Annotated in this window: 14 protein-coding genes; 8 read left to right on the forward strand and 6 right to left on the reverse strand. The window is 60.8% G+C overall.

What is annotated here, in order from left to right; genetic code table 11:
- Positions 1 to 214 precede the first annotated feature (214 nt).
- Entirely contained in the window at positions 215 to 607 is a 393-nt protein-coding gene (locus tag LVD10_RS00315; RefSeq protein ID WP_232942116.1) for a glycine zipper family protein, read from the forward strand.
- Between the two features lie 419 nt (positions 608 to 1,026).
- Here the strand turns inward: LVD10_RS00315 and putA are convergent, their stop codons facing one another.
- Complete coding sequence (gene putA / locus LVD10_RS00320) at positions 1,027 to 4,173, reverse strand: bifunctional proline dehydrogenase/L-glutamate gamma-semialdehyde dehydrogenase PutA (RefSeq protein WP_232942118.1); 3,147 nt, start codon at positions 4,171 to 4,173, stop codon at positions 1,027 to 1,029.
- Between the two features lie 138 nt (positions 4,174 to 4,311).
- Between putA and LVD10_RS00325 the strand changes: the two genes are divergently transcribed.
- The 6 genes from LVD10_RS00325 (at position 4,312) to LVD10_RS00350 (ending at position 10,182) form a co-directional block, all read left to right on the forward strand.
- Entirely contained in the window at positions 4,312 to 4,827 is a 516-nt protein-coding gene (locus LVD10_RS00325; RefSeq protein ID WP_232942120.1) for an Lrp/AsnC ligand binding domain-containing protein, read from the forward strand.
- A 77-nt stretch (positions 4,828 to 4,904) separates the two neighbouring features.
- A complete protein-coding gene (locus LVD10_RS00330) occupies positions 4,905 to 5,816 on the forward strand; it encodes a DMT family transporter (RefSeq protein ID WP_237061293.1) in 912 nt (303 codons plus the stop codon).
- Positions 5,817 to 6,098: 282 nt separating this feature from the next.
- Positions 6,099 to 7,256 (forward strand): acyl-CoA dehydrogenase family protein, encoded by a 1,158-nt coding sequence (locus LVD10_RS00335; RefSeq protein WP_232942124.1) that lies wholly within the window; start codon positions 6,099 to 6,101, stop codon positions 7,254 to 7,256.
- Positions 7,257 to 7,546: 290 nt separating this feature from the next.
- On the forward strand, positions 7,547 to 8,407 hold the full coding sequence (locus LVD10_RS00340; RefSeq protein ID WP_237061295.1) for a transporter: 861 nt from the start codon (positions 7,547 to 7,549) through the stop codon (positions 8,405 to 8,407).
- On the forward strand, positions 8,398 to 9,660 hold the full coding sequence (locus LVD10_RS00345; protein ID WP_237061297.1) for an OmpP1/FadL family transporter: 1,263 nt from the start codon (positions 8,398 to 8,400) through the stop codon (positions 9,658 to 9,660). Before LVD10_RS00340 ends, LVD10_RS00345 begins: the two co-directional genes overlap by 10 nt.
- Positions 9,661 to 9,735: 75 nt before the next feature.
- Positions 9,736 to 10,182, forward strand: coding sequence for an OsmC family protein (locus LVD10_RS00350; RefSeq protein ID WP_232942132.1), 447 nt, complete (start codon positions 9,736 to 9,738; stop codon positions 10,180 to 10,182).
- Positions 10,183 to 10,251: 69 nt separating this feature from the next.
- Here LVD10_RS00350 and LVD10_RS00355 read toward each other — a convergent pair whose 3' ends face one another.
- The 4 genes from LVD10_RS00355 to LVD10_RS00370 all read right to left on the reverse strand — a co-directional run bounded on the left by LVD10_RS00355 (position 10,252) and on the right by LVD10_RS00370 (position 15,649).
- On the reverse strand, positions 10,252 to 11,886 hold the full coding sequence (locus tag LVD10_RS00355) for a phospholipase D family protein (RefSeq protein ID WP_237061298.1): 1,635 nt from the start codon (positions 11,884 to 11,886) through the stop codon (positions 10,252 to 10,254).
- Between the two features lie 227 nt (positions 11,887 to 12,113).
- The gene (locus LVD10_RS00360) at positions 12,114 to 12,683 is read right to left on the reverse strand and encodes a hypothetical protein (protein WP_232942136.1); all 570 of its coding nucleotides are present in this window, start codon (positions 12,681 to 12,683) and stop codon (positions 12,114 to 12,116) included.
- 264 nt (positions 12,684 to 12,947) lie between these two features.
- Positions 12,948 to 14,459: a flavin-containing monooxygenase gene (locus LVD10_RS00365; protein ID WP_232942138.1), complete on the reverse strand. Its 1,512-nt coding sequence runs from the start codon at positions 14,457 to 14,459 to the stop codon at positions 12,948 to 12,950.
- Between the two features lie 146 nt (positions 14,460 to 14,605).
- Complete coding sequence (locus tag LVD10_RS00370; RefSeq protein WP_237061301.1) at positions 14,606 to 15,649, reverse strand: NAD-dependent epimerase/dehydratase family protein; 1,044 nt, start codon at positions 15,647 to 15,649, stop codon at positions 14,606 to 14,608.
- Between the two features lie 265 nt (positions 15,650 to 15,914).
- Here LVD10_RS00370 and LVD10_RS00375 point away from each other — a divergent pair, with 265 nt between their 5' ends.
- Entirely contained in the window at positions 15,915 to 16,919 is a 1,005-nt protein-coding gene (locus LVD10_RS00375) for a helix-turn-helix transcriptional regulator (protein ID WP_232942142.1), read from the forward strand.
- Between the two features lie 42 nt (positions 16,920 to 16,961).
- On the opposite strand, the gene LVD10_RS00380 is transcribed toward LVD10_RS00375, so the two are convergent.
- The gene (locus LVD10_RS00380) at positions 16,962 to 18,959 is read right to left on the reverse strand and encodes a tetratricopeptide repeat protein (RefSeq protein WP_237061302.1); all 1,998 of its coding nucleotides are present in this window, start codon (positions 18,957 to 18,959) and stop codon (positions 16,962 to 16,964) included.
- Positions 18,960 to 19,241 lie beyond the last annotated feature (282 nt).

Genomic DNA, 19,241 nt, shown 5'->3' on the forward strand with positions numbered 1-19,241 from the left:
CCATGCCCTGCACGCCCCGTCCCCAGGGGGATTTTCGCTTGCGGGGAAATAACTGGTACCTCCCGGTCAAAAAAATTTTCGGCGCCGACTGGCGCACACTTCGACTTGCAGCTAAACCTAAGTGGAAAGAGGCGACATGTTTGCGCTGGCCGCGCCGCGCGGGATAAACCGTGCGCACGGTGGCAGGCGTCAACTCTTCAACCGAGGTAACGCGATGAAGTCTGCATTTCTCTCTGTCGTAGGGCTCAGCGCCATTCTGGCTGCCGGCTGTGTCACCCAGGAGCAGGTTCCGGGGGCCGGTGGCGTGGTAATCGATACTTATGGCGTCAATATGCGCCAGTACCAGCTCGACCTGGCGGACTGTCGCTCGAAAGCCTATTACGCCCGGGCCGATGCCGGTCGCCGCGGGGTAACCCGCGCTGCCGGTGGCGCGCTGCTGGGCGGCGCGCTGGGTGCAATCGTCGGCGACTCCAGTAGTGCGGCTGCGGCCGGAGCCGGTGCCGGTGCACTGCTGGGCGGCGTTTCCGGAGTGGGTAGTTCCTATAGCGAAGAAGGTCGCATCGTCAGGAATTGTCTGCGCGGTCGCGGATATCGTGTATTGAATTGATCTTTTTTTGATCTTTCTGCCGCACTGGCGGTCAAAGAATCAACACAGCCTGTTGATATTCGGCAATCTCACAGGACTTGGCTTGAGCCGGGCAGTCGCCCGGCTCTTTTTTTGGCTGCTGGAAAAGCTATCTGCATCACCCGATCCATCGCGGCCGTGGGCTGCTCCTACAGGAATACGGTGGGATTACCCTGAAGATTGTAGGAGGGTGCAAATAGGCGCCAGCCGTGGGGCGGCCCATGGCGGTGAATACAAAGGGGGCGGGGTTATTACGATTGCGGCCAACTGCCGCTCCCGCGGGCGAGGCCTGGATCCAGAAATGAACCCTCCACGCCGTGACAGAAGCGGCCGCTGGTCGCGATCGGGAACGAATTCCCGGGAGCACCGCAGGCCGCGGTTTCCCCGGAATCCGATTGGCCTTACTGGGCCAGGGAGAACAACTGCGTGTTGCCGCCGGTAGCCACGGTATTGATGGTCTTGGTCTTCTCGTCGGCAAAGCGGAACAGGTAGTGCGGGCCGCCGGCCTTGGGGCCGGTGCCGGACAGTCCCTGGCCACCGAACGGGTTGACCCCGACCACGGCGCCGACCATGTCGCGGTTGACGTAGGTGTTGCCCACATTCACGCGCTTGAATACCGCGCCCGCACGTCCCTCGATGCGGGAGTGCAGGCCGAAAGTCAGTCCGTAGCCGGTGGCATTGATGCGACGGATCACATCTTCGAGTTCACCTGCCTTGAAGCGCACAACGTGCAGGAAGGGACCAAACACCTCACGCTCGAGCACGGAGAAATCCTCGATCTCGACCACCTGCGGGCCGAAGAAAGTGCCTTTCGCCGGCACCTTGTCACGGTCAAAGGCGAACAGCGGCTTGGCTTCGCCGGCCATGCGCTCCCGATGCTTCTCCAGCATACCCAGGGCTTTTTCGTCGATTACCGGGCCGATGTCGGTGGACAGCTGTGACGGATCGCCCAGGGTCAGCTCTTCACAGGCGCCCTTGAGCATCTTCAGCAGGTTGTCCGCAATCACGTCCTGGACGCACAGGATACGCAGGGCGGAGCAGCGCTGGCCGGCACTGAGGAAGGCAGACTGGATAACATCGTCCACTACCTGCTCGGGCAGCGCGGTGGAGTCCACGATCATCACGTTCTGGCCGCCGGTTTCCGCGATCAGCGGGATAATCGGGCCCTCTTTGTTGGCCAGTTGCTTGTTGATCAGGCGTGCGGTTTCGGTGGAACCGGTAAAAGCCACACCGGACAGGCGCGGGTCTTCGATCAGTGATGCGCCCACCGCGGCACCGGTGCCGGTGATCAGGTGCAGCACTTCCTTCGGCACGCCGGCCTCGTGCATCAGCTCGATGGCGCGGGCAGCGATCAGCGGGGTCTGTTCGGCGGGCTTGGCCAGGACAGCATTACCTGCTGCCAGTGCCGCCACCACCTGGCCGGTGAAAATCGCCAGCGGGAAGTTCCACGGGCTGATGGCCACAAACACGCCGCGGCCGGTCAGGTACAGCTCGTTGCTCTCGCCGGTGGGGCCGGGCAGTTCCTGCGGCTCGCTGAAGTGGCGGCGGGCACCGTTGCCGTAGTAACGGCAGAAGTCCACCGCCTCACGCACCTCGGAAATACCATCATTCAGGGTGCGGCCCGCCTCAAGGCAGATCAGCGCGGTAAGGTCGTTGAGGTGCTCCTCGTACAGGTCGGCGATGCGGTCGAGGATTTTCGCGCGCTCGTTGCCGCCCAGGCGATCCCAGGCAATCTGTGCCTCGGTGGCTGCCTGGTAGGCCGCGTCGATCTGGTGCTTGTCCGCGTTGGCGGTATGGCCGATTACCTCGCCGGTAGCGGGGTTGTGGACCGGCTCATCGGCCTTGCCCATCTTGCCACTGATAATCGGGCCGCCCTTGAACTGCTTGCCCTTGAGTTTCTCGACGCTGTGCAGCAACGGCTCTACCGCCACCGGGTCGGTCAGTTCGATGCCGTGGGAGTTCTTGCGGGGCAACGGTTCGCCGCCCAGGTAAATGTCTTCCGGTACCGGGATCTGCGGGTGACGGAAGGGTTTGGCGTTTTCACTCTGTTCGATGGTGTCCTGCACAAGTTCCTCGATTGGTGTTTTCTCGTCCATAAAGCGGTTGACGAAGGAACTGTTGGCGCCGTTTTCCAGCAGGCGACGGACCAGGTAGGGCAGCAGGTCCTTGTGGGCGCCCACGGGAGCGTAGACGCGTACCGGGACGCGCTTGCCATGTACTTTTTCCACCTGTGCGAACAGTAGGTGCCCCATGCCGTGCAGGCGCTGGAACTCGTAGTTGTTGGCGTCGCCGGCCAGCTCCAGGATCAGGCCCACGGTGTAGGCGTTGTGGGTCGCGAACTGCGGGTAGACCGCATCGCGGTTATCCAGCAGCTTCTTGGCGCAGACCTGGTAGGACAGGTCGGTGTGAGATTTGCGGGTGTATACCGGGTAGTCGGTGAGGCCCATCTGCTGGGCGTGCTTGATCTCGGTGTCCCAGTAGGCCCCTTTCACCAGCCGTACCATGATCTTGCGGCCAGTGTCGCGGCCCAGTGCAATCAGCCAGTCGGCCACATGGGGAGCGCGCTTCTGGTAGGCCTGCAGTACAAAGCCCAGGCCCTGCCAGTTGCCCAGCTCCGGCGCGCGGGCAAGTTCCTCGAAGATATCCAGGGAAACGTCCAGGCGCTCGGCTTCCTCGGCGTCGATGTTCAGGCCCATATCGTATTTGGCGGCAGCGACGCACAGCTCTTTTACCCGGGGCAACAGCTCGGTCATCACGCGCTCGCGCTGCAGTACGCTGTAGCGGGGGTGGAGGGCGGACAGCTTGATGGAGATGCCGTTGGCCTCCACCACGTCGCGCTTGTCATTGTTCTTGCCGATGGCCTCGATGGCCATCATGTAGGCGTCAAAGTAGCGTTTGGCGTCGGCCATGGTACGGGCACCTTCGCCCAGCATGTCGAAGGAGAAGCGGGTACCGGGCTGGTTTTCCGCCGGGCCGCGCTTCAGTGCCTCCTCGATGGTGCGGCCCAGTACATACTGGCCACCCATGATCTTCATGGCCTGCATCATGGAGGTACGCACCATGGGCTCGCCCATACGGCTGACCAGGCGCTTCATCCAGTGAGAGGGCTGCTCGGTGATATCCGGGTCCAGCTCGACGATATTGCCGGTCAGCATCAGGCCCCAGGTGGAGGCGTTCACGAACAGGGAGTCAGATTGGCCACGGTGGCTGGCCCAATTGCCGGAATGCACTTTCTCGGCGATCAGTTTGTCGGCAGTATCCGCATCCGGAACCCGCAGCAGGGACTCGGCCAGGCACATCAGCGCCACGCCCTCTTTATTCGAGAGGCCGAATTGCTGCAGGAAGGCATCCAGGGTGCCGCGCTTGCTGCGCTCTTTGCGGGACTCCACCACCAGTTCACGGCTGGTGGCGAGGATTTTCTGCCGCAGTGTGTCGCTGGGGCGCGGTGCTGCCAGCAGCTCGCTCACACACTGGTTTTCGTCGGCATGCAGGTACTGGCGGGACTTTTCGCGCGCGCTGTGCAGGTCTCCGGCGAATTGTGTTGGCATGATGACTCCAAAGCTCTAAATTGGACCAGAAGAAAAGTCGGATTATGTGCGATTTTCCTCAGAATTAATCGCCATTTTGCAAACAGTTGTGGTTAAATGTAGCGCCTATTTGCACGATCACCAGTAGGGTATGTTGCTATGTCTCGTCAGATGGAAGACCTTGACCGTATCGACCGCCAGATTCTGCGCATCCTGCAGCGCGAAGGTCGCCTGCCCAATGTGGAGCTGGCCCGGCGGGTAAATCTCAGCCCCACCCCCTGCCTGGAGCGGGTCAAGCGCCTGGAGCGTGAGGGCTTTATCCGCGACTACGTGGCGCTGCTGGACCCGCTCAAGGTCCATGCCGGCCTGGTGGTCTATGTCCAGGTGACCCTGACCGATACAGCCACCGAGGCCCTGGAAGCCTTCAACAGCCATGTCTCCAGCCTGGAAGAGGTGCAGGAGTGCCACATGGTGGCCGGCGGCTTCGACTACCTGATCAAGATCCGTATCAAGGATATGCTTGGCTATCGCCGCTTCCTGGGCGAGAAGCTGGCCTCGGTCCCCGGGGTCCGCGAGACCCACACCTATGTAGTTATAGAGGAAGTGAAGACCGATACCGCCGTGGCGGTGCCGGATCCCGAGCCGAAAAAGGCCAAGTCCTCCGCCAAGCGCTAGGGCGGGATCGCCCGCCGATGGCGGGCCCGCCACCTGCACCTGTCACTCCCGCCACACCCCGGAACAAAGTAGTCTGAATGACCGATTCGTCATCCCCGGATAACCGTCGCGCTGTCCTGCTCGCCCTGGCCGCCGTCCTGTGCTGGTCTACGGTGGCCAGCGCCTTCAAGATTTCCCTGAAGTTCGTGTCACCGCTGCAACTGGTAAGCATCGCTGCGGTGGTGTCCACGCTGGTGATGGGCGCAGTGGTCACGAAAGAAGGGCGCTGGGGCGAGCTGCGACTGGCGTGGCGCCAGAACTGGCGCTGGTACCTGGGGCTGGGATTCTGTAATCCCTTCCTTTATTACCTGGTGCTGTTCACGGCCTACGACCTGCTGCCGGCCCAGCAGGTTTTGCCACTCAATTACACCTGGGGGGTATTGCTGGCCCTGTTGTCGGTGCCGGTGCTCAAGCAGCAATTGCGGACCCAGGACCTGGTGGCGGCACTGGTGTGCTATAGCGGGGTAGTGGTGATTGCCACCGGCGGGGATCCCCTGGCCCTGGATTTTGCCGACCCGCTGGGTGTGGGGCTGGCGCTGTTCAGCACCCTGATCTGGTGCTGTTTCTGGCTGCTGAATACCCGCATCGGCGGCAGCGCGCCGGTAAACCTGCTGCTCAGCTTCCTGTGTGGACTGCCCTGGCTGGCCGTGGCACTGGTATGGCAGGGCGGCTGGCAGTGGCCGCCCCTGGCCGGCTGGCTGGGTGCGATCTACGTGGGCCTGTTCGAGATGGGGATCGCCTTCCTGCTGTGGCAGGCGGCATTGATGGCCTGTGACAACACGGCGCGCATCAGTAACCTGATTTATCTTTCGCCGCCACTTTCGTTGGTATTTATTGCGCTACTGGTGGGCGAAACGATCCAGATGGCAACCATTGTTGGCCTGGTTTTGATTATGCTCGGGGTCGCCGTGCAGCAGGGTATCCTGCGCCGGGCGCTTCTGAAGCGTTGATGATTCCGGTTTGTAAATCCCGCAGGAGCGGCCGCCGATCGCGATACTGGCCTGGTCATACGTGGCCCGGTCGCGGCCAGTGGCCGCTCCTGCAATATTGACCTGGCGCCCCTGAAATACTGGCAAAGATGCGCGGATCTTCTTGTATTTCAGGGGCTTGCTCCGAGCTACGCTCGGCGGCTGCACATCCATGTGCAGCATTAACCCGGCAATATGTAATTGGCGGGTTAATAATAACGATTGAGAGAAACTGAAAAGCGATAAAGATAAGCAGGTACCCCCATGGATTTTTCCCTCACTGAAGAACAGCAGATGATCCAGGACGCCGCCCGCCAGTTCGCCGACAGCGAGCTGAAGCCGGTCGCGGCAGAGCTGGATGCCACCGGCAATCGCGAGCTGTTACTGGACAAGCTGAAGCAGCTGGCCGAACTGGGTTTTATGGGCATTAATATTGACCCGGATTTTGGCGGCACCGGTGCCGGTACCGTGGCTTTCAGCCTCGCGATCACCGAGCTCGCCCGCGGCTGCGCTTCCACCGCTACCACTACCTCTGTAACCAATATGGTGGCAGAGGTGATCCAGGCGGTGGGCAGTGAGGAGCAGCGGGCAAAGTACCTGCCGAAGATCTGCAGCGGTGAATATCCTGCCGGTTCCTTTTGCCTGACCGAACCCAGCTCCGGTTCCGACGCCGCCGCCATGCGTACCCGTGCGGTGAAGGACGGTGATGAGTACGTGCTGAATGGCAGCAAGCTCTATATCTCCAGCGCCGAATTCGCCGGTGTATTTGTGGTCTGGGCGGTGACCGATCCGGAAGCGCCAAAAGGGAAGGGGATTTCCTGTTTCCTGGTGGAGGCGGGCACGCCGGGCCTGGTGATCGGCAAGGCCGAGGAAAAGATGGGCCAGAAAGCCTCGGTCACCAATGAGGTTTCCTTCGATGACTGCCGCATCCCGGCCGCCAACCTGATGGGCGAGGAGAACCGTGGTTTCCGTATTGCCGCCGGTGAGCTGGCCGGCGGCAGGATCGGCATCGGCTCCCTGGGCCTGGGTATCGGCCTGGAGGCGCTGGACTGCGCACGCGCATTTATCCAGGAGCGCGAGCAGTTCGGGCAGCCGCTGGCGAAGTTCCAGGGCCTGCAATGGCAGCTGGCCGACAAATATACTGAGATGGAAGCCGCACGACTGCTGCTGTTACAGGCAGCCTGGCAGAAAGACGCGGGTATGGACTTCGGTCCGGCCGCTTCCATGGCCAAGCTGTATGCGACGGAAAAAGCCAACGAGGCTTGCTACACGGCACTGCAAATGCACGGCGGTGCCGGTTATACCCGCGACTACCCGCTGGAGCGGATGGCGCGCGACGTGCGTATCACCACCATCTACGAGGGCACCAGCGAGATCCAGCGGCTGATCATTGCCCGTCACCTGCTGACCGGGATGCGTTAAGCGCCTCTCGCAACTTCCCTGCGCAGGTCTCCCGCTGCGGAGACCTGCGTTCCTGCACCTGCTTCCTCCTGATCCCCTATTCGCCGGATTCCTTTCAGGGTTCCTTATCCCACCGCATTTGCCTGGTAGCAAGGATTCAGTTCCGGTTGCCGGCGGGCAGCAGGTGCCAGTGATGACACATAATTCGCTCCCGGCACTGCGTTGACTCTCGTAAGAGGTTACGGCGGCTAACCTTAAAAGGTATGTGACACCGGGGCCAGGTGGGAGGAAGTACCGTGCCACGGCCAGGCTTGTCCGAAACTTTCATATTTTTCTTTTTCGCACTGCTGGGCGCTGGCCAGTTGGTGGCACAGGACGAGAAGGACCTGGCAAAGCAACTGGCCAACCCGGTATCGAGCCTGGTCAGTGTCCCGTTCCCGGGCAACTTTGATCACAAGGTCGGGCCCTTTGACCAGGGGCACCGCTTCAGCCTGAATGTGCAGCCGGTCAGCCTCAACGAAGACTGGAACCTGGTCAGTCGCACCATTTTCCCGATTATCCGCCAGGACGACGTGCTCCCGGGGACGCCCAGGAAGACTGGCATCGGGGACACTGTGCAGAGCGTGTTCTTTTCCCCTGCGGAACCCACTGAAGGTGGCATTACCTGGGGTCTCGGTCCGGTATTCCTGGTGCCCACCGCGTCTGAACCGCAATTGGGCAGTGAGAAGTGGGGTGCCGGGCCTACCGGTGTGGTACTGAAACAGTCGGGGCCCTGGACCATTAGTGCGCTGGTAAACCATATCTGGTCCTTTGCCGGCGATGATAACCGCGATGACGTGGACAGCACGTTTATCCAGCCGTTCTTCGCTTACACCACGCTCGATGCGTGGATGATCACCGTCCAGGCGGAAACTACCTACGACTGGGAATCCGAGCAGTGGAATGTGCCGGTCGGGCTGCTGGCGGCCAAGGTAATCCCGGTAGGTAGCCAGACTTACCAGATTCAGGCTGGGCCAAGGTATTACGCCGACAGCCCGGATGCCGGTGCCGAGGGGCTGGGCTTCAGGCTCAATTTTATTCTGCTGTTCCCCAAGGGGGGCAGTGATTCGTCAGGCAGAGGGAACTGGAAATGCGACAGCCAGGAAGTGACAAAAGTGCAGTTATGCCCCTGATGCTCTACCTCGGCACTATGGGGCTTGCCTCGCCGGCCAGCGCAGGCGGGCTGATGGTGTGGGAGATTGGGACCCCCACACTGGGAACCGCCGGTGCCGGTTGGGCTGCTATGCCGGAGGATGCCTCTACCGCGTATACGAATCCGGCGGGAACGGTCTGGCGCGACGGCACACAGTTGATGGCATCGGGGCAGCTTCTGTACGGCAACCTGGAATTCAGTAATGGCGGCCAGAGTAATGTGCCGGGTGATGACGGTGGAAACGCCATCGAGTGGTTTCCCGGTGGCGGTTTTTTTGCCGCGGGGCGGCTCAATGAGCGCTTCGGTTGGGGGTTTGCGCTTGCCGGTAACCTCGGCGGTAGCCTGGACTATGACAACGACTGGTATGGGCGCCGCTTTGTTACCGAGACTGACCTGATCGGCATGAGCGTGATGCCCTCTATCAGCTGGAAAGCAAGCGATTGCCTGTCGCTGGGGGCAGGGTTGAACCTGATGACCGGATACTACCGGTTTGAGTCCCGTCCCCGGGCGGGCCTGGTTGGCGGTGATGCCCGGTTGAAATATGACGATACCGATGTGGCGCCAGGTGGTAATTTTGGCGTCATCTATCGGCCCGGAGAGGCAACAATACTGGGATTGGACCTGACTACCGAGGTGGACTGGGAATTCTCCTATAATCTACGCTTGGCCGGTTTTGGCCCACTTTTTGATGGCGTTTTCGGTCGCTTGAATGACAGGCGCCTGCAGATTGACATGGATGTTCCGCAGACCGCTACCGCCAGTTTGCAGCAACAACTGGCCGCGGATACCACGTTGTACGCTAACCTGAACTGGCAGAACTGGTCCGAGTTCGGACTGGTGGGCATCCAGATAGACAATCCCAACCAGACCAGTGCGACCGTCAATCGTAATTATGAAGACACCTGGCATGGATCACTGGGGCTTAGACACCAGTTTCGTTCTGGGACCCTGGGCGGGTGGGCACTCTCTGCCGGACTGGGTTATGACAGCAGCATGGTCGAGAACCAGTTTCGCACCGCTGATGTCGTTGTAGACCAACAGTGGCGCCTGGGGCTGGGGGGCCGTAAGGAGCTGTGTCCTGGCCTGCGGCTGGATTTTGGTTACACACTTGTATGGATGGGAGATGTGCCAATAGACCAGCAAGGGCGGCCGCCTTTCAGCCCACGCTTGCAGGGTAGTTTTGATGACTACTCGCTGAACTTTTTTGGGGGCTCGATACAGTTTGAGCTTTAAGGGCTGGTCTGGTCTTCTGCATCACGAATTCATACACTCACTACTTGAATAGGCCATAGTGATGAGACAGCTGTCATGAGCGGACCGACGCCGACCGTAGTTACCGTGGAAGAGAGTGGCGACGGCAAGTTTACGCAGTCTATGCATTCCGGGCCGCACCGGCTTGTCGCCGACGAGCCCGAGGAGTTCGGAGGTGAGAACCTGGGACCCGGTCCCTATGAGTATGTTTTGATGGGGCTGGGTGCCTGCACCAGCATGACTGTACGTATGTACGCGGACCGTAAGAAGATTCCGCTCGATCGTATCCGGGTGATACTCTCGCACCGCAAAGTGCATGCGGAGGACTGCCAGGATTGTGAGACAAAAGAGGGCAAGATCGATGAGATCGTGCGTGAGATTACACTGGAGGGCCAGCTGACCGGTGAGCAACGCGAAAAATTACTCGATATCGCCAACCGTTGCCCGGTACATCGCACCCTGACATCGGAGATTGTGGTTCGCTCACGCCTGTCTTCTGCCTGATACTAACAGCACAATGCCCCAGGCCAGCCAGCAATTCCCGAACGGGAGGTGCTGTTGGCCGCGATGCTCTCACACCTGCGATTCAATTGGCAGGAAGGTCAGCAGCCAGACCACGAAGCGGTCCCAGGCCGAGGTATCGGGATCTTTTTCGTAAGTGACTGTTTTGCCATCTTCCTCGGCGGTCCAACGCAGTCCATCCCCTTCACCTTCTTCACCGAGTGAAAGCTTCCAGGCGGAATCCGGGGTCACCCAGCTGTCAAACAACTGGCGCAGCTCAGAGTTGATGGCGGTGTTTTCGATCAAAACACCGATTTCCGTATTCTGGCGCAGCGAGCGGCTGTCCATATTGATCGAGCCGATAAAGCTGCGATTGTTATCGATCACGAATGTCTTGGCATGTAGCGCTGCACTGGCACTGCCCTGGAACAAGTGCCGCCGCTGCTCCTGGTCCGCCCCGGGCCGCAGTTCCCACAGCTTCACTCCGCCCTGCATCAGGCGCACGCGGTCCGGTGCATAGCCGGCGTGAACCGCCGCCACGTCGGTGCTGCTCAGGCTATTGGTCAGGATCCCGACGTCGACGCCGTTTCGTGCAAGCCCGGTAAAGAGTTCTACTCCCGGGTCCCCGGGCACGAAATAGGCCGAGCTGATGCGGATAAGTGACTCGGTATCGGCAAGTGCCTCCTTCAGGTGGTAACCGGGGAGCTCGTGCTCGGGGAGGTTTTTGTCCAGCGCCTTTTCCGGGGGATCCGAGTAAAGTGTCGCCGGGCCCCAGTGGAATTGCAGTCGGCCCTCCGTCAGGCGCTCGCTGAATTCTGATTTCTCCAGTGCCTCCCGAAATTCACTCCTGGCGTGTTCCCGCAGGAACTTCCGGATCTGGGCACGGATTTCCTCCAGTGTCCTGGAGTCGTCATCGTCCAGCATCAATTGCGAGACAGGCACTGACACTGGGTGGTTCCAGTACTCGTCGAATGTGGCCGCGGCCCTGGGGAGTAGGTGACCGATGACGAGGATGTCGGCGTCAAGGAACTTCACGCTGGTGGAGGAGAAGTACTCGTCGGCGATATTCCTGCCCCCGGTGATCATAGCCAGGCTGTCGGCTACCAGCAGCTTGTTGTGCATACGATGATTGATACGTCCCAGGTTCCGTACCTGCTCCAGTGCCTTCTTGAAGCCACTGCGCCCCGCCACCGGGTTGAATACGCGGATTTCCATATTGGGGTGTTTGGACAGGGTGAGGATATCCGGGTTGTCGATACGTGTGGCCACATCGTCGACCAGCAATCTTACGCGTACGCCGCGGTCGGCGGCTTCCAGCAGTTTGCTGGCGAGCAGGTTGCCGGCAGTGTCATCCTTGAACTCATAGTACTGCACGTCCAGGGACACCCGTGCTTCGTGAATCAGGGCTACCCTCGCCACAAAGGCCGACAGCCCCTCGGGCAGCAGCAGGAAGCCGGAATGCTCGCCGGGATGCTGTTCCGCATGCTTGTTAATAGCCTGCGCCATGGGGGATTCGGTCGCCGGGGGCAGGGCATAGGAGGCCGTGCGTGAATTGGGGTCGTACTCCTGGTTGTTGCTGTTACATGCCTGCAGGCTCAAAACGCTGGAAAGTATCATCATGGGTAATGGCAGCGTTGCCGGTCGGGAGCTGTAATTGGCGTTCATTGGGTTGGCGCACATACTGTCTTCAAAGGCTTGGATGATCACCTGGGCACCCGCAGCGGCCGAACTGCACCGGGCAATGTAAGCGGGTGCCGGTTACTTATAGTAGCCCTGATAGGTATGTCGCGGTGCCCTGGGTATGGCTCCGCGGCGGGTTCTCCCCGGGAGTTTACTGTTGGGACGATGTTCTTATGCCGGCAAAGGGCGGGGCTTTTTACGTGAAGCCACAGCCTGACCCCAGGATCTCACGACCACCATTTTCGGTCAGCTAGTCAATCGGTTGGTGCGTGGCCGCCTACCACTTTTGTTTCTGGCTGTTCTTTAACGTCTTCCAGCATGTGCTGGCCCACGGTTTCCTCAGGGGCGACTCTCAGGAAAATGCCCAGGCACACCAGGAGTAGGGCTGCGGAGAGAATGATAAGCGCCGGGTACAACAGGAGCTGGGGTTGTCCGGTCTGGCCAAACTTGATGACAAAAATCAGCCCCTCCAGGGCAAGCGCCACACAGACCACCACGATAAAACGTGGCGTGGATCGACGCAGTACATGGGTTACTTCACCAATGGCCGGCTTACGTAATTCATGGGACAGGGCGCGTTGAAGCTCATAGATTGCAAGAGCGACGATCAGGTTACTGATGGCGTTGGTGATAAGTTCGGGGATCTGGTTGTCTTTGTAGATAAAGCCCTCAGTAATGATGAAGGCTGCGACGCTGACTGCACTCGATATCAGTATGAGTGCGGTGAGCACCATTAGGAACATTGAAAATACCCCAAGGAAAATGAGGGTATTGGATCGTTTATTTCTTAACTTTTTGAAGAGGACTGAGATGTCTCTAGCCATAAATCGCCGGGTGCTCTTGCAGGGAGGGAAGTAATTACCAGGAAGTTCTAGGTTTTACGCTCCCGCTTCAGGGGGTACCCATTGCGGTCGCTATGTCCAACTCGCTTCCGGCAGTGTAGTAAAGTGTGGCGTGGCGGGAAGTAGTGATGGCCGGGCAGGGCGGCTGAGGTAGAAGGGGCCGACCGATCATCGTCTCGGGGCAAGCCCGCCAGGGGGCAGGCTGTTCACTTTTCAATTAAGGGGGCGTGTGGTCTTTACCATTTGTCAGTCAGTAACGCCTTCCGCTTCGCTCGCGGCTTCCTGTGCGATTGGCATTCGTTTCTTCGGGCGGGGATAGAAGTTGAGAATCCCGTCGTCAATCGGGGATTCCAGCAATATCTTCCGGTCGCGCTCGTAATCGTTCATCAGCCGCCATGGATACCGGGTGCCCTGGCGGGGCAGCAGGTGGTCGGCGCGCTGGACATAGCCCGATTTCAGGGCAGCCATGACGGACTCATCCTCCTTGCAGCCTTCACGATCCACCGGCATAAACACCGCCTGTTGCTCACGCCGCATATGGTTGAGCAGGCGGCACAGGTAATCCGCGGACAGGTCCGCCTTCAGGGTCCAGGCGGCGTTGGTATAGCCGAATACCCAGCCCATATTGGGCACCCCCTCCATCAGGACGCCCTTGTAGGTCAGCCGGCGGTTGATCTCCACCGCCTGGTTATCCACCTTGAGCGTCATCCCCCCCAGTACCTGTACCTTGAGGCCGGTGGCGGTGACCACGATGTCGGCGGGCAGCTCTTTGCCGGACTTGAGGCGGATGCCATCCTCGGTGAAGGTCTCAATTTCGTCGGTTTCCACAGATGCCGTGCCGGCGCGGATGGCATCAAACAGGTCGCCGTCCGGTACTGCGCACAGTCGCTGGTCCCAGGGCTGGTAGTCGGGGGAGAAGTGGCGCATGTCGGCGCCATTGCCCAGTGCCTTGCGCACGCCCCGCAGCATCATGCGGCGGACGAAACCGGGCCAGCGCCTGGCGGCCTTGAAAATCCAGCGATGCAGTTTGATATTGCGCTTGCGCGCCATGCGGTAAACCAGGCCCTCGGGCAGGAATTTCTTCAAGACTGCAGAAATCTTGTCCTGTGCCGGCACCGACAGAACGTATGTGGGGGAGCGCTGCAGCATGGTGACATGCGCGGCTTTCTCTGCCAGGGCGGGAACCAGGGTCACTGCGGTGGCTCCACTGCCGATCACCACAATGCGCTTGCCGCTGTAGTCCAGGTCCTCAGGCCACTGCTGTGGGTGGATGGTCTGGCCGCCGAATTGGTCGATGCCCGGGAATTCCGGCAGGTAGCCCTGGTGGTAGTCGTAGTAGCCGGTGCAGGAAATCAGTACATCGCAGCTGTAGCGCACCGGGCGCCCGTCCTGCTCCCCACGTAATTCCCAGCACTGGCGCTGGCTGTCCCAGTTTGCCTGCTGGAGGTCAATACCGAACTGTATCCGCTCGGATACACCATACTCTGCGGCGGTATCGCTGATGTACTGGCGGATCGACTCCCCGTCTGCCAGGACCTTGAACCCATTCCAGGGACGGAAGTTGAAACCGAAGCTGAACATGTCGGAATCCGAGCGAATTCCCGGATACCGGAACAGGTCCCAGGTCCCACCGATGCGGTTGCGGCGCTCGAGGATGGCGAAGTGCTTATCCGGGCAGTCCCGGCTCAGGTGGCAGGCGGTGCCTATACCGGACAGGCCGGCGCCAATGATCAGTACATCGTAATGCTGCTGCGACATAGGGATTCCCGCATCATTATTGTTCTATCTGGTTCCGGTGCCCCGGACGCACCAACGATAGCGGATTTCCGGGGCGCGTAACAGGAATGCGGGAGGGATTTTGGCCTGTGGGTTCGGCCTTGAATTCAGCCGCTCCCCCGGAAGCGCTAGCTGGCAGTAGGCTTTTGCCGGGAGCGTTGCCCACCCGCGGGCAGGGAAGGCGGGGGATTGCGAAAGAGCCTGGCCATATCCTGCATGGCATTCTCAAAAGTAGTGACAGGCCGGTAACCCAGCAGGCGTTCGGCCCTGGCAGGCACCAGTTGGTTGGGGCCGCCCATCAGGCGGTATGTTTGCTGGTTGAGCCATGGCCGCTGTGGCCTGTGCCGGGCCGGGTCGTTGCAGGCGCGCAGGATGGCCAGGACCCGGGCGACCGGCCGGGGAATGCTGCGGGGCGCACGGGTACCGACCGCTCTGGCCAGTGCTCGCAGGAATTGCTCCCAGGTCACCCCGAAACCGTCGCCGGCAACGAAAAGTTGCCCGTCCTTGAGTGGGGACCGGGCGGCTGCAATCAACAGGGCTACCAGGTTATCCATATGCACCAGGCCGGCATCCCAGTTGCCCCTGCCGATCAGGCAGGGCTGGCGCGCCTGCAGACGCGAGATCAATTGACCCACCCAGGGAATCTCCCCGCTCCCGTAAACGTTGCCGGGCCGGATAATTGTGGCTTTGAGGCCAATCTTTGCCACGGCCTCGCGGATCATGGCTTCTTCCTGCTGGCGTATGCTGGCGTAACTTGAGCCCGGTGCCCCGGTCGGGGTTCGTTCGTCCAGGATTCCCTTGCCCAGTGCGGTGCCGTAGCAGCGGATACTTGTGGTAGCGACCAGGTGCGCATCCCACATCAGCGCCAGGTTGATGCTCTGCCGTGTGGTGGTGAGGATCCTGTCAGTGTGTGCAGTTTTTTCCGGTCCTTCAGCTACGCTGTTCCCGATCTGGAACACCGCATCAACCGGCCCGTGGTTCTCGGCCAGGTCGGTAATCGGGCGGGCAGCGACGCGGATGATGGTGACGCGCCCGGCCCATGCCGTGGGTATGGATCGCCCCGGGTGGACAGCTGCCACTACGCGAACCTTCTCGGCCAGCAGCTGGTTTACCAGCCGGCGACCAATAATGCTGTCGGCCCCGGTGACCAGGGCTGAGGTAAGTTGTTGCATCTCTGTTTTCCGTCGGCCTCCGGGAGTCTCGCGGAGGCCCATGGCAGGGGGCAAAGCTCTCGGGTCAATCGAGGTGAGAGTCGCCAGGCGTATCTGGTCTCATCCTGCTTCAGCGCAGCGCCATGGTTAATTTTTAACCGCGCGTTCGAGGACAACCACGCAGTTTATGGCCATGCGCATTCCGCAAACTTGACCTTTGGCGACTAAACTTTGACCAATTGCGACGGTTGTGAGTTGGCGGCACAGATCGCGAGCGGGAGGCGGCATGTTCCTGGTGCGCACAGGCGCTATCGAGGGTTTCGGCGAGCTTGTCAGGCACCTGGGAGGGAACCCGGCGGCCATGTTAAGGAAGAGCGGCCTCAGCGGTGCGCAGCTACGTGATCCGGACACTTACGTGTCTTATCTGCGGGTAGCGGACCTGCTCGACCTTGCCGCGGAAAGCTGCGATGAGCCCCTGTTCGGGCTCCGCCTGGCTGAGCGCCACACCATACAGGTATTGGGGGAAGTGGCTCTCTGGATCAACCAGCAGGAGACACTTGGCCAGGCCCTGGAGCACGCCAACCGGCATTTAAGCCTGCACGCTTATGGCGTCCATGCCCGACTGGTGCCTACCCCTGAACGGCTGGAATTACGCCTGAACTTTGATTTCACCAACGCGACCGGCCTGCGGCAACTGATGCAGGTTAGTGCTGGCCAGGCGTTTATCGCGGTATCGGAAATGGCCGGTGAGTCCGCTACCCAACCGAGGTTGCACCTTGAGCAGGAACGACCCCGGGCATGCCAGTGGCGCCCGGGCCGGTTCCTGCGGGAACCGGTTTTCGCCAGCCATTTCTGTGGGGTCAGCTTTCCCCTGGGCTGGCAGGACCGTAAGCCAAATTACAGTGAGCAGAGGCTACGGGAATATTTTGGCCGGCGGATAGAGGAACTGAAATCCCTTTACCCCGAAAAGCTGCCGGTGCAGGTGCGCCACCTGATCAGCGGCCTGTTGGCCAGTGGTGAGTGCAACCTGGAGGGGGTTGCCGCAGCCCTCGACCTGCATCCACGGGTGCTGCAGAGAAGGCTTGGCAGTGAGGGCACCAGCTTTAGTCAGTTGTTACAGCAAAGCCGCCAGGAAATAGCCCAGCGACAGCTACAACACGGCCAGCTGAGTATTACCGAGCTGGCACTGAACCTGGGGTATGCCGATGTTGCGGTGTTCAGTCGCAACTTCCGCAGCTGGACGGGGCTATCTCCACGGCAGTGGCGGGACCGCCACCGTGCCCGGGTATGAGCCTGGATGCCGGCCACGATGCGGATACCGGGCGGGAATCATTTACTGCCCGGCCCGTTCTCCCGATCCCCGGTTAATGGATGCCAGTGCGCTGGAAATCTGTGGGTCCCGGGGAAATTTTTGCAGGCCCTGCTCGAGCGCGGCAATGGCTGCCCGGGTATCACCGGCAGAATTGAGGGCAACGCCGTATACGTAGATATAGCGGGGGATGGTTTCCGTGCTCTCTGCGGCGCGACGCAAGTGCTCCATGGCATCCCTTGTTTTCTTTTGCCGGATAAGGGAAAGCCCCAGTGCGTGATGAAGCGGCGCGGCCCGGTCGTTTGTCTCCAGCGCCTTCCTCAGGACCCGCTCCGCCTGATCTTCGCGCCCCGACAGCCGGTACAGCTCGGAAAGGTTGACATGGGCAGGGAGGTAATAGGGGGCGAGCTCGATCGCATCGCGGTAGAGTGCCTCCGCCCTGGCTGCCTGCTGTTGTTGCGCATGCAGGTTTGCCAGGTTGGCCAGGGACTCGGGGCGATCGGCATTGTAAGTCTCGGATTGCAGGTACTGGTTCAGGGCCAGGGCGAACTGCTGCTGCACCGACTGGGGGAACCGATCCAGCGGCATGCCGGCCAGCGCATTGGCTGCCAGGCCCCGTGTTACCCGCTGTTGGCTGTAAAGTAACGGGATGCCCAGGGCTGGGCGCACCTGTTCCGGCACGGTTTCCAGTGCCCGGGCCAGGCCCAGCTCCAGCAGCGGGTCGTCCTGCTGGGCAATCACCTGCAGTAGCTGTGCGGTGTCCCGGTTAAGGTAGCGGGGCAGCAGGGATACCGCAGTGGCCCTGGCGATGGAGGGCTGCGACTCGTCGAGGGCGAGTTTGGCCAGCGCATCGGCGGCGCCCGGTAACCCCTGGCGCCCGGCATGGATGGCTTCACCGTAATGACCGCCATCCGGTTTCCCGAACTTCTCTTCCAGCACCGCGGTGGCCCAGCTATTGTCGCGCTCCGTATGGCAGCCAGTGCATGCATTGGGCGTGTCGAGCCGATCCGACAGGTCCGGGCGCGGGATACGGAAGCTGTGGTCGCGGCGTGCATCCACCACCATGAAATTCTTCGCCGGCATATGGCAGTTGGCACACTGCGCCCCGGGACTGCCAGCGGGATGGAAGTGATGTTCCGCGGTATCAAACCTGTCCGGCATATGGCACTGCGCGCACACGGCATTGCCCTTGGCGCGGAGTTCCAGGCTGTGGGGCTCGTGGCAGTTACTGCAGGTCACGCCGGCGGCGTGCATCCTGCTCTGCAGGAAGGAGCCGTAGACAAAGACCTCATCATCCACCTGGCCGTCGGCGTGGTACAGGCCCTCATCCAGCAGTGACAGGTTGTAGTGGTCCAGTGGCGAGTCGCCGGGCCTGGCGTCGGGATGGGCGGTGGAGCGGCGGGAGTGGCATTGTGCGCAGGTCTTGAGTTCTCCCTGGCCCCGTCCGGCCAGCTTCGCCCGGGCAATACCGGATTCCGGATCCATTTCCCAGGCCACCTGCTTCCGCTGGGCGAAGCTGGCCACCAGGCCTTTATCGGCAATATTGCTGTCGGGGTTGGCCGCCCATTCCATATGCCTGGCGCCGGGGCCGTGACACGCCTCGCAGCCCACATCGATTTCGGACCACTCGGTGCTGAATGTTCCGCTGGCCAGGTCGTAGTTTTTCTGCAGGTTGGTGGAGTGGCAGTCCGCACACATGAAGTTCCAGTTCTGGTTGATACCGGTCCAGTGCAGGGGATCCCCGGGTGTTATCTCCTCATCCGGGTAGAGGTGAAACCAGCGCTGGCCGCCCTCGGCCTTATCGCGGCTGTCCCAGGCGAACGGGAGTGCCTGCAGCCTGCCCCCGGGGAGTTCCACCAGGTATTGCTGCAGGGGAAAGGCCCCGAAGGTATAGGCAATGGGATAGTCCTGTCGCTTACCTTCCGGACCAGCAGTCTGGACGAGGAACCGACCATCTTTCCTGTAGAAGCGGGTCACGCTGCCGAAATAATTGAATTCTGAACCGTCAAATTGTCCGAGCACAGCCCCACCGGCGGCTTCCTGCATGGAAAGGTCATGATGGGACCCCTGCCAGGCCTTGAGCTGTTTCCGGTGACAGTTGCCACAGCTCCCGGAGCCGACAAACTGTCCCGGGCCTTCAGGAATGAAAGCTGCGTTCGTTGTTGCCCGATCCACCGATGGTGCGGACGCTGACCCGGCCGGACCAGTGGAGGTATCCGCAGACCTGCCCTGTAGGGAGTCATTCCCGCCTGCAGACCCTGCGTTTCGGTCGCAGCCTGAAATCAATGACATCAGGACCAACAA

The sequence above is a fragment of the Microbulbifer zhoushanensis genome, assembly GCF_021729055.1.
GTDB lineage: Bacteria > Pseudomonadota > Gammaproteobacteria > Pseudomonadales > Cellvibrionaceae > Microbulbifer > Microbulbifer zhoushanensis.